This window comes from Aliivibrio logei, assembly GCF_001691055.1.
Taxonomy (GTDB): domain Bacteria; phylum Pseudomonadota; class Gammaproteobacteria; order Enterobacterales; family Vibrionaceae; genus Aliivibrio; species Aliivibrio salmonicida.
Map to the genome: position 1 here is coordinate 22,376 of NZ_MAJU01000008.1, position 14,160 is coordinate 36,535.

Below are 14,160 nucleotides of genomic sequence, written 5' to 3' on the forward strand. Positions count from 1 at the left end.
ATGATGTCTCGATTAAAATAAACACGTAAAGAATAAAGGATTATGAGAAATTTGATACTTAAATTTAGAAAAAATTATGTTATAAAACTATCAGTTAATAATTTTATAACAATAAATTAACCGGCTAGTGTTTTGGGTGTTTGTGAATTTTTATTCTATGCTTAGACTACTAAAGTAAAAGTTAATTTGTTGATGCGGTTAAATGGATTTTAGGTGGTTACATGAAAGAAACAGTTATTCCTTCTCAAATAGAAATAAAAACAATAGAAGGTGAAGCTTATTCACTGAATAAAGACGGTGTACCAACAAAAGTAGCTGTTGGTCAAAACATTGATCGTGATTCAGTATTGTTTACTCCTTATAATGCCAAAGTCGTGGTTCAAATTAATGGTAAATTAGTTACCATCGATAAAAACTGCGTCAGTTGTCTTGATGAAACAAAAGAAAATGATCCATTAAAAGTTCAGCAAGTGGATGGTGCTATTAAAGTTGATCCAGAGCAATCGACGGATAATGTCGATGTTGCTGCGATTCAAGCCGCCATTCTATCTGGAGAAGATCCTACTGAAATTCTAGAAGCAACCGCTGCGGGTGAAGGGGGTGGTTCTGCTAACAATGGGTTTGTTAGTATTGATTACGCCTACTATTCCTCGATCGCGACCACTAACTTTACGACGTCAAATGCCTTTTCTTATGACAATCAAGATGAAATAGATAATTTAAGTGGTAATGACTCAAGCTCTCAACCTGAAACGCCTGATGTTACAAGGCAGACTCCTGGGTTCACGGTTGAAGATGTTGATACTGAAGCAAGCGGGCAACTTATTGTGTCTAATGCGGGAAGTAGCCAAGTCTACACATGGACAATTAATGGCAATACAACGAGTGAGTTCGGTACATTATCTATCAATGAGTTAACGGGGGCGTGGGAGTATGTACTTAATAATGACGCACTCTCTGTTCAATCATTAGCTAATGGTCAGGTTATTACTGATGTTTTTGAGATCACTGTTACGTCAAGTAATGGATTAAGCAGTGTTCAAGAAGTTAGTGTAATCATTGTTGGTACAAATGATGAACCTATTATTTCTGGTATTTCTACCGGTAACTTAACTGAAGGGGATGTGTTAGACGCAGACTCAACAGTGAGTGAAACCTTAATCGTTACTGATATAGATGCTTCAGATACCCACACTTGGACAATTGTCGAAGGCGGTAACGCAACTTATGGTGTATTAACTCTTAATGATGGTGTTTGGGAATACACATTAGATAATTCTCGTGATGAAACCCAAGCATTAAGTGCCGGAGAAACGGTAACTGAAACATTCACGATTCAGGCTGATGATGGTAACGGAGGCATAGCTCAAAAAGAAGTTGTGATCACGATTACTGGTACCAATGATGATCCCGTCGTTAATGGTACAAGCTCAGGACGAGTTGTTGAAGATCTTATTGCGTCTGCTGAAGGCCAATTAGATGCCGTTGATCCTGATGCGGGTGATGTAATTACGTGGGCCGTTTCTGATGGTGCGGGCGCTTTCGGTTCACTCACTATCGATGGGTCTGGTAAATGGACATATAGCTTAGATAATGGCTTAGTTTCGACCCAGGCTCTTTCTAGTGGAGAAACACAAACGGAAACGTTTGAAATTGTTGTAGATGACGGAAAAGGTGGCACTGTAACTCACACTATTTCTGTTGATGTTACAGGTACAAATGATACGCCTGAAATAACCAGTTCATCAGTGGTTTCTGGGGATGTGAGTGAAGTAAGTATTGATGCTGTTGGTGATTTGGTTTTAGAAGACGTGGATACATTAGATAGCCATACATGGACGGTTGAACCAAACAGTAATGCCGATTTAGGTACGTTTAATGTCGATAGTACTGGTAAATGGAGTTTTGGATTAAACTCAGCTGCCGCCGCTTTTCTTGCTCTTGGTGAGGGGGATTCAATTGATGTTATTTATGTTGTTCAAGTGGCAGATAATAATGGTGCAATTGATACTCAAGAAGTGACGATAACCATAACGGGTTCAAATAATGGCCCAATTATTGGTGGAACAAGTACTGGTTCCGTTGTTGAAGATACAGTAGAAGAAGCATCGGGATCATTATCTTCTGCGGATGTTGATTTAGGTGACACGGCAACATGGTCTGTACTGGCGCCTGATACTGGTGCATTTGGTTTTATTAGTGTTGATGCTGATGGTAAGTGGACTTATAAAATAGATAACACGCTTTCTGCAACTCAATCGTTATCACAAGGCCAAACTGAAACGGATACATTTACAATTATTGTTACTGATGGCAGCGGTGCTCAAGCAACTCAAGTGGTTACTATTGATGTTACAGGCACCAACGATCTCCCTGAAATCACCGATACGTCAGTGATCTCAGGGGCGGTTGAGCACAGAGCAACAGAAAGTGCGACCGGCGATTTAGTCCTTGAAGATGTCGATACACTAGACACGCATACGTGGACTGTTGAAGCAAACACAAATGATGATTTAGGTACATTTACGGTTGGTACCGATGGTAAGTGGACGTTTAATTTAAACGCTGCATCAGGAAGTGTGATTGCATTAGGCGTGGGCGAAACTCTTGATATCGTGTACGTGGTTCAAGTGGAAGACAATCACGGCGGAATAGACACACAAGAAGTCACGATCACGGTGACGGGCTCGAACGATGGCCCGACCATCAGTGGTACCGATACGGGCTCCGTTGTTGAAGACACGGTGGCCGAAGCGACAGGTCAATTGGATGCAACGGACGCCGATGTTACCGATACACACACGTGGTCAGTGACGGATGGTACAGGTGTCTTTGGCTCATTGGCAGTGGATGCGACGGGCAAATGGACCTACACGCTAGACAATACACTGGTAGGAACGCAAGCCATTTCAAATGGTGAAGTCAAAACTGAAACGTTTGAAATCGTTGCGGATGATGGCAATGGCGGGACTGTCACGCATACCGTCACCGTTGAAGTGACAGGCACCAATGATCTCCCTGAAATCACCGATACGTCAGTGATCGCCGGTGCGGTGGAGCACAGAGCAACAGAAAGTGCGACTGGTGATTTAGTCCTTGAAGATGTCGATACACTAGACACGCATACGTGGACCGTTGAAGCAAATACAAATGATGATTTAGGCACATTTACGGTTGGTACCGATGGTAAATGGACATTTAATTTAAACGCTGCATCAGCGGGTGTTACCGCGTTAGGGGTGGGTGAAACCCTTGATATCGTGTACGTGGTTCAAGTGGAAGACAATCATGGCGGAATAGACTCACAAGAAGTCACGATCACGGTGACGGGCTCGAACGATGGCCCAACCATCAGTGGTACCGATACGGGCTCCGTTGTTGAAGACACGGTGGCCGAAGCGACAGGTCAACTGGATGCAACGGACGCTGATGCTACCGATACACACACGTGGTCAGTGACGAATGGCGCAGGTACGTACGGTGAATTAACGGTCGATGCGACCGGGAAATGGACCTATACGCTAGACAATACGCTGCCGGGAACCCAAGCCATCTCCAATGGCGAAATGAAAACAGAAACCTTTGAAATCGTTGCGGATGATGGCGAAGGCGGGACTGTCACACATACCGTCACCGTTGAAGTAACGGGCACCAACGATCTCCCTGAAATCACCGATACGTCAGTGATCGCAGGGGCGGTTGAGCACAGAGCAACAGAAAGTGCGACCGGTGATTTAGTGCTTGAAGATGTCGATACACTAGACACGCATACGTGGACAGTTGAAGCAAACACAAATGATGATTTAGGTACATTTACGGTTGGTACCGATGGTAAATGGACATTTAATTTAAACGCTGCATCAGGAAGTGTGATTGCATTAGGCGTGGGCGAAACTCTTGATATCGTGTACGTGGTTCAAGTGGAAGACAATCACGGTGGAATAGACACACAAGAAGTCACGATCACGGTGACGGGCTCGAACGATGGCCCAACCATCAGTGGTACCGATACGGGCTCCGTTGTTGAAGACACGGTGGCCGAAGCGACAGGTCAATTGGGTGTAACGGACGCCGATGTTACCGATACACACACGTGGTCAGTGACGAATGGCGCAGGTACGTACGGTGAATTAACGGTCGATGCGACCGGAAAATGGACCTATACGCTAGACAATACACTGGTAGGAACGCAAGCCATTTCAAATGGTGAAGTCAAAACTGAAACCTTTGAAATCGTGGCTGATGATGGCGAAGGCGGGACTTTCACACATACCGTCACCGTTGAAGTGACGGGGACCAATGATGCACCAGCAGTTTCAGGTTCATCTATCATTTCTGGTGCTGTTGTCGAAGAAACAACACTTAGCACCAGTGGCGATTTATTTGTTGATGATGTGGACACATTAGATTCGCATACTTGGACATTACTTTCTTCAAACACAGATCCTTATGGTTCTATCATCGTTTCGACTAATGCTGATGGCTCTGGTAAATGGGAATACACCCTTAATAATACCGCTGCGCAAGTTCAAGCTTTAGCAAATGGTGAAACACATACTGTTGAATATCAAATTCAAGTTGATGATGGGGAAGGTGGCTTAACTACTGAAACTATTTCGATTGAAGTAACGGGCACAAACGATGAACCTGTGGTGTCAGGTCAGTCTACTGGTCTAGTGAAAGAAGATACCGCAACTCAATCAGAGGCCGAAGGTCAACTAACCGTTGATGATGTTGATCTCATAGATGTTCACGCTTGGAGTGTTGGTAGTAATACGGGTACTTATGGCTCGATTACGATAGATCCTGCTACGGGTAAATGGGTTTACACCATCGATAACGCACTAGCAGCAACACAAGGATTGACCGAAGGTCAAAGTGTCGAAGATAAATTTACCGTTACTGTGGATGATAACCAAGGTGGTACAGATTCCATCGAAATAGTGATTACGGTTGTTGGTACTAATGGAGTACCAGTGATCGGAGGCGATGTTGTCGGTGCAGTAACAGAAGATACAATACTAACGACAACGGGAACATTAACGGCATCAGATGAAGATACGACGAGTGCGTTTAATTGGGATATCGTTGGCTCAGATACTGGGACTTATGGCAAATTCACATTAGATGCAAGTACCGGTATTTGGCTCTACACCTTAGATAATGATGCCGCTCAATCTTTAGGTGCTGGAGATGCGCCAATAAAAGAATATTACACCGTTGAACTAAGTGATGGTGCAGGTGGTGTTATTACAGAAACCGTTGAAATTACAATTAATGGGACTAATGATGATCCTGAGTTATCAGGGCAATTATTAGGTTCCGTAAAAGAAGATTCAATAGAAACAACAGAAGGTCAGCTCATTGTTGATGATGTAGACCTTTCAGATACCCATACATGGGAAGTTCAGCCGGCAACTGGCTCTTATGGTTCAATTACGGTAGATGCAAATGGTAAATGGACTTACACCATTAACAATGCCTTAGACGAAACCCAACAGCTCGCAGAAGGAGAATCAGCCGAAGATCGCTTTATTGTTACGGTTGATGATGGACAAGGTGGCACCGATCAAAAAGAAATCATTATTTCATTAGAAGGTACCAATGATCTACCAAGTGTTGTCGACAGTAATGACACCGGAACCGTTAAAGAGGACGAGATCTTAACTATTTCAGATACATTAACGGTTGATGATGTTGACTTATCCGATGTGCATAATTGGTTTGTGATTGGGGCCTCTGAATCGAAATTAGGCAGTTTTTCAGTAGATTCAGTAACAGGTAAGTGGACATATACGCTTAATGGAACTGAATCGCAAGTTCTCGCTGCTGGAGAAAGCGTTGTTGAACGTTTTGTTGTCGTTGTGGGCGATGGAAATAGTGGTTTTGCACAACATACTGTTGAAATTACAATTGAAGGGACGAATGATCGTCCTGTTATCACGGGTCGAACCACAGGCACTGCCGTCGAAGATATTATTCCCACAGCGACTGGTGCATTAACTGCTGTCGATGTTGACTTTAATGACACGCATACTTGGGTTGTTGATGGTGGGGGCGCTGGTAAATACGGTAATATGACTGTCGATGCAGATGGCAATTGGTTATATACACTGGATCCATTAAATTCAGATACACAATCACTAGCAGAAAACCAACAAGAGTTTGAAACATTTACTGTTATTGTCGATGATGGACATGGCGGAACTAATGCCATTATGATTACCGTTGAAGTTCTTGGTACTAATGATATTCCCGATATTGGTGGTGTTAATACTCAAACAATTACTGAAGATGATGCTCTCTCTGTTTCTGGTGAATTAACCGATGGTGATGTTGATACAACAGATACTCATGAGTGGACATTATTAACAGATGCACAAGGTGTATATGGGTCATTATCTTTAGATGAAAATGGTAAATGGACTTATACGATTGATAATGCGTTAAGTACAACGCAAGGATTACTTTCTGGTCAAGTTGAGACTGAAAAATATATTATTCAGGTAGAAGATCAATATGGCGCGATAGATACAGTTACCGTTACTGTTACTGTCGAAGGTACCAATGATGTACCGGAATTATCAGGTAAGCTAACTGGGATTATCGAAGAAGATTCCGTTATTACTGAAATAGATGGACAACTGTACCCAGATGACCAAGATATTGGTGATACTTATACATGGAGCTTGGATTCAAATACCGGTTCATATGGTACGTTGTCATTAGATCCTAATGGGAAGTGGACCTACACTCTGAGCAACAATAAAGATTCAGTACAGTCTTTATCTGAAGGGGAAAAAGTTCAAGATACCTTTACGGTCACTGTTACGGATGGTTTTGGTGCTTCTACTTCTAAAGAAATTACGATCGATGTTATTGGCGATAATGATCTACCATCAATTGCGGGAGCAACAACAGGCAGCACGATTGAAGGCACGACAGGAAAAGACATCGCGACAGGTGAATTAACGGCAGTTGATATCGATCACTTAGATGACCATACATGGTCAACGCTTACTCCTAATGGTATCTATGGTTCATTAAGTATTGATCCTAATACTGGTATGTGGACTTATCAGTTAGACAATTCAAGACCGGCAACGATAGGTATCTCATCTGGGCAAGTTGTTCAAGATAAGTTCATTGTTGAAGTGGATGATGGGAAAGGTGGAACGAGCCAAATAGAAGTTGTTATTGATATTGCAGGTACCAACAGTTCACCGGGAATTATTGGTGATACGACTGGTGAGATTAAAGAAGATGCAGCAATAAATGAAATATCAGGTGATTTATTGTCTGGCGATTTAGATTCTCAAGATACCTTAGTATGGGATATTGTTGGTTCTACCGGACAGTATGGGCAGTTTACACTCGGTCAAGATGGGCATTGGACTTATGTTCTTAATAATAATAACAATACAGTTAATGGACTAAAAGAAGGTGCTGAAATTGTTGATACCATTACCGTAAAAGTAACGGATTCATTTGGTCAAGTGTCTGAAAAAGAAATAGAAATAACCATTGAAGGAACGAATGATGCCCCTTCATTAAGCGGCGCATTATCTGGAACCGTAATCGAAGATCAAACAACTACTATTAATGGTCAGTTAAACAGTTCAGATCCTGATGTTGGTGACATTCATGCGTGGAACCTGGATAACGGAGTTGGGCAATACGGTTCGCTTACCATGGATTCAAGTGGTCGATGGACTTACATATTAATGAACTCTCTCGCTGCTGTTCAAGCACTTGGTCCTAATGATACTTTCACAGAGACGTTTACGGTAACCGTAACGGATTCAATGGGAGAGTCTTCGACTGATGATATTGTTATTACAATCCAAGGTACTAATGATCTTCCTGAAATTACAGGCGGAGCAACTGGAGAGTATAAAGAAGATCAAGCGACAGATATTGTTACTGGTCAATTGATTGCTACAGATGTAGATGCTGGAGATGCAACGTCTTTTGAAGTTCGAACCTACGTAGGTAATTATGGTACGTTTTATCTTGAAGCTGACGGTTCATGGCGTTATGAAATTGATAAAAATTCGACGGCGATTCAGTCTTTAAATGAAGGGGAAACCATCTCTGAAACTTTTGCTGCTGTTGTGCATGATTCTAACGGTGGTTTTACTACAGAGCAAATCGATTTTACTATTGTGGGCACGAATGATAAACCTGTCGTTTCTGGTGATAGCTCTGCAACGGTCATTGAAGATGCTTACGAATTTGTTCCAGATGGCCAATTTAATGGTCAATTTACGAAAGTAACCGGTAATGTAATTGCTGATGATATCGATTTAGGTGATGAGGTAGTCAGCTGGCAGGTTGAAAATGGATCGGGAACATATGGAATATTAACCATTGATGAAAATGGGCAATGGACCTATTTGTTAGATAACTTTGATCCAGATACTAATGCACTTAATTTTGATGAGATTGGAATTGATTCTTTCTGGGTTAGGGCTACGGATAAGCACGGTGGTGTATCTGAACCGTTTGAAGTCACTATTACTGTTAAAGGAAATACGGATCCTGATGGAGGAGGTGGTGGCTCATATGATGAAATTATTGATATTGAAGCAAAAGAAGAAGGTGTAGACGCGAATGGAGACCCTATTGGTGGTGATGGAAGTGGGACAATAACCGCTGGAGATTTAGGGCTACCTTCTGGTTGTACTATTAATAGTGTTTCAGGAGCATCTTCTGTTGATGGTGGCTTATTTGGGGATCTTGTCGTTAATCCTGATGGCACCTGGGTTTATGATGTTGATGACTCTCAGCCTTATGTCGACTCATTGTGCGAAGGTGAGAGTGTTACTGAGAAGTGGACAGTAACGGTTACGGATAGCTGTGGTAAAACATCAACGGTTCTTATTAATGTGACCATTGTTGGGACTAATGATATACCAATGATAATTACTGACTCTCCATTATTTGGTGAACAGGGTGAAGTGATTGAAGATGAAAGTCTTGAAGTCTCTGGGCAGTTAACAGTAAGTGATCCAGACAGTTGTGATACACATACTTGGTATATCGTGGATGCGAGCGGTAATAAGCGTACCGATGAAGATGGTGATGCAAATAATGGCTCTATCACGATTAAGGGAACTTATGGTTGGTTAACATTAGATGAAGCGACAGGCCAATGGACTTATGTATTAGATAACGCAGATCCTGCGGTACAAGCGTTGACACCTGAACAAATTGAACGTGATTTCTTTAGAGTTGTCGTCGAAGATAATCATGGAGCCAAGAGTACTGATTCTCTTATTACGATTAAGATTACTGGTGTTGCCGATGATGTTGAAACGGTTCTAATTATTGAAGAAATAGATTTCATGGAGGATACCACTCCATTAGAGCAAACCGGTAAATTAAATGATGTTGATGGCCTAACTCCTGACCTTACTTGGAATCTAGTTTCTGGCGATGGTACATATGGCACACTGGTTTTAGATAATGATGGCAATTGGACTTATGTACTTGATAACGATGCCTTAGAAGTACAACAATTAAATCAAGGTGAATTAGTCACTGATACTTTCAGTGTTACGGTTGTTGATAAATTCGGTAAAACGGTTGTTGATGAGCACGGCAATCCCGTGATGATGATCTTCAAAGTTGATGTTACAGGCACAAATGATGCTCCTGATATTTCAGGATCATTAACTGGTAGTATTTCAAACACAGATTCTGATAGCCAAATTTCAGGTAACTTAAATGATGGCGACGTTGATGCCGGTGATTTTCATGCATGGTCAATTACTGATAATGGAGGGACTGTCGATCTTGGTAATACAGAAGCAGGGACATATGGTGAATTAGTTCTTAATGAAAATACTGGGCGATGGACATATAAGTTAAACACCTCGCTAGATGCAGTTAAATTCCTTGGTGTTGGTGAGACATTATCAGACACTTTTGAAGTGACGGTTACGGATCTTTATGGTGCAACCTCAACAGAAACCGTGACGGTTACTATTGATGGCTCCAACTTGCCACCAGAAATTACCCAAAACGATCAAATCATCATGGAATTGAAAGAAGATGATAAGACGAGCGATTCTAATGCGTTAATAGCAACTGATCCAAATGGTGATACGGTAACCTTTGATGCAAAAACATTAACGGGTACGTACGGTACGTTTACTATTGATGAAAATGGCGTATGGACTTACACCTTAGATAATGATGCCGCTCATATTCAAGGATTAAAAGAAGGTGAGGTTGTTTCTGAAGTCTTTACCGTATTTGCCGTTGATGTCCATGGAGCCACAACAGCACAAGAGGTAACGGTCAATATCACAGGTACAAATGATATTCCACAAATTTCAGGGATGGACACTGGTGTCGTTAAAGAAACTGATGGCAGTACTGCATCAGGTAACTTTGTAACCAATGTAACTGATATTGGGGATAGTATTACCGTTAGTCCGGGCGTACAAGGGAGTTATGGTGTCGTCAGTGTCGATGAAGCTACGGGTAAATGGACCTATACAGTTGATGGTAATGATCCTACAGTAAATAGTTTATCAAAAGGCGAAACATTAACGGATACAGTAACGATTACAGCAACCGATGAATTCGGCGCTTCTACTGACATGACGATAACCATAACCATTAATGGTGAAAATGATGCACCAAGCCTAGTCGTTACCGTCCCCCCAGAGCTAACTGAAGACAGTGGTGTAAGTGGAACGGATACCATTGAAGTTACCGGTAATTGGGATGATGGAGATCCAGATACGGCAGATACTCATGAGTGGGAAGTAGTAAATGCGGATGCACTTGGTACACTGACTTTTGAACCAAATGGTGACTACAAATTAGTCATTGATAACTCTGCACTAGAAATTCAACAACTTGGTGTCGGTGAAACAGTAGAATTGACGTATACCGTAAAAGTGACTGATGAACATGGCTTAAGCAGTACACAAGACATTACCTTTACAGTGAATGGTACTAATGATGATCCTGAAGTAATTAATACAAGTATTCTTTCTGTTGATGTTGCAGAAGACGGTGTATTAACAGAATCAGGCCAGCTAGATATTTCCGATATCGATATTAGTGATACAACGTTTGCGTTTGATGTGATTACTTCTCCAACAGATGCCTATGGCGTCGTTACTGTTGATGAGTTTGGTAAATGGACCTATTTGCTTGATAACGAGAAAGCACAAGATATTGGTGATGAAACCATTACAGAAACGTTCACTATTCAAATTGATGATGGTAACGGTGGGGTCATCACACAAGAGGTTACGGTGAATATCACCGGTACTGATGATGATCCTATTATTGACACCAACGTAACACAAGTTGTAACCGGAAATGTTGCTGAAGATGGAGTCCTGATTGCGGAAGGACAAATAGCTTACATTGATCCCGAAGGCGATACGATAGAGTATAACGTTGTAAATGGATCAACGCCGTCTTATGGTTCATTCAGTGTCGATCCGGTAACGGGTCAGTGGACGTATACGTTAAATGATACTCTGGCTCAAGAACTGAGTGCATCAGGCGCTCAAGAAACCTTTACGATAGAAATGACAGATCAAACTGGTGGCACAATTCAACAAGTGATCACCATTGATATTGCGGGTGTCAATGATGATCCAACCATTGATGTAACTAGTGTTCTTATCGGAAATGTTGAAGAAGACGGAACGGCATCAGCCATTGGTCAACTGGATGTTTCGGATGTAGATTTATCGGATACGACTTTTAGCTATAACGTAATTTCAGGGCCAAATACAAGTACAACACCGGGTGATGTCGAAGGGCTTTATGGTGCATTAACTGTTGATATAAATGGTCAGTGGACCTATGAACTTGATAATGCTAAAGCACAAGTTCTTGGTGATACGATTGTAACGGAAGCATTCACCGTTGAAGTTAGTGATGGTAAGGGTGGAACGGTTACTCAAGATATTACGATTAGTGTAACAGGACACGACGATCAGCCAATTATTGATACATCGGTAACACAAGTCACTGATGGTACTGTTGTTGAAGGCGGTACCTTAATTGCGAATGGTGAGATTGCTTATATCGATCCAGAAGGTGACACCATAGACTACAGTGTCGTTAGTGGCACTACGTCATCTTATGGGACGTTCACTATTGATGCGGCCACGGGACAATGGAATTACGAACTTGATGATGGATTAGCTCAAGATATCGGTGTATCGGGTGCGCAAGAAACATTTACCATAGAGATTAAAGACCAAACGGGAAGTATCGTTCAGCAAGTGATTACGATTAATATCACGGGTGAAAACGATGCACCAACGATTAATGCGAGTAGTGTTCTTATTGGAAGCGTAGAAGAAGATGGAACCGCCTTCGCCGTTGGTCAACTTGACGTTTCAGATGTTGATTTAGAGGATACGACGTTTGGTTATACTGTCATCTCAGGACCGAACACAAGCACAACCCCTGGGGATGTTGAAGGACTCTATGGCGCGTTAACCGTTAATGCAACTGGTGAATGGACCTATGAACTTGATAATGATAAAGCGCAAGTTCTTGGTGATACGATGGCAACCGAAGTCTTTACTATTGAAGTTAGTGACGGAAACGGTGGGACGGTTAGTCAAGAGATTACCATTAGCGTAACAGGGCATGATGACAAACCAATTATTGATGCCTCTGTAACGCAAGTGACTGAAGGGACTGTTGAAGAAGGTGGAACCTTAACGACTAGCGGCGTGATCACCTATGTTGATCCTGAAGGTGATACTGTCGATTACAGTGTCGCAAGCGGTACTGCACCATCTTATGGCATATTTAATATTGATGCAGTAACAGGACAATGGACCTATGAACTCAATGATACGTTAGCTCAAGATCTCGGAGCATTGGGAGCTCAAGAGACCTTTACGATTGATATAAAAGATCAAACTGGAAATACGACTCAGCAAGTCATCACGATTAATATCACCGGTGAAAATGATGCGCCAGAGATCTCAGGGGTAACCACCGCCGATGTTAAAGAAGGGCATGTTGAAGCGGTTAGTGGCCAATTGAGTGCAACAGATGCTGAAAATGATAATTTATCATGGCAATTAACGTCAGCAGCGAATGGTACTTATGGTTCGTTAACTATCAATGCAACCACTGGATTATGGACATACATATTACTTGAAAATAGCACCTTAGCTCTTGCGGCCGATGCAACAGATACTGATTCGTTTACAGTAGAAGTTAGTGATGGAAAAGGTGGAGTGAAATCCGAAACGGTTGTCGTGACGGTTACTGGAGCGAATATTGTTCAAGGTGTGTTTGGTTCAGACATCCTAACCGGAACCACAAATGATGAGCTTCTATTTGGTAACCCATTAGATTTATCTGATGTGGGTGGTGCAGATACTTTTACATGGACAAATGCGTCTATTGGTGGCGATCTTGCTCGAGATGTCATTAAAGACTTTGATGTAGACAGTGACCGAATTGATTTAAGTGATATTGCTAATATTACAACGGTTTGGGACACGGCAACGTTAGCGTCTCAAATTCAAATCACAGAAGTTGATGGAAGCACTGAAATTTATATTAATGAAGCAGGAAGTACGGTTCAAACCATTATTATTGACGGTGTTACTGTTGATGAGCTAGCTGGCGAACCAACCGCAGGAATGACAGACGCAGAAAAACTAAATTCATTAACTAATTCAGGCCATCTCGTTGTCTCTGATAGCTATGGTAATGAAAGTGATAATACCTTATATGCCTCTGGTCAGAATGACATATTAACGGGGGGGGCTGGTGATGATATGTTCTATTTTGCAGAAGAAAACGCGGGAGATACAGTAACGCCATCTCAAAGCAACATCAGTGATTTCACGTTAAATGAAGATACATTAGATATCGCAGAACTATTGTCAGGTACCGGTGTTGATACGAATGATATGATGGATTTATTAAATTATATCAATGTAGATATAGATGATGTGGCATCATCTACTACAGTAACCGTGACCGATAATGCAGGGAAGCAAACTGACATAACATTAAGTGGTATTGACAGTGATGCCTTAGGTATCACAGGACAAGGTTTGTCTGATGATGCGATCTTAACTAAATTGTTTGATGATTTTAACGCGTTTAAAGTCGATTAAGTTACTGTGTAAATAGAAAAGGCGAGAG

1 protein-coding gene is annotated in these 14,160 nt (G+C 41.8%); it reads left to right on the forward strand.

Going from position 1 to position 14,160, the window contains the following annotated elements; all coding sequences use genetic code 11:
* Positions 1 to 221: 221 nt before the first annotated feature.
* Positions 222 to 14,132, forward strand: a complete 13,911-nt coding sequence (locus tag A6E04_RS04255) for a retention module-containing protein (protein WP_065610086.1) — start codon at positions 222 to 224, stop codon at positions 14,130 to 14,132.
* Positions 14,133 to 14,160 lie beyond the last annotated feature (28 nt).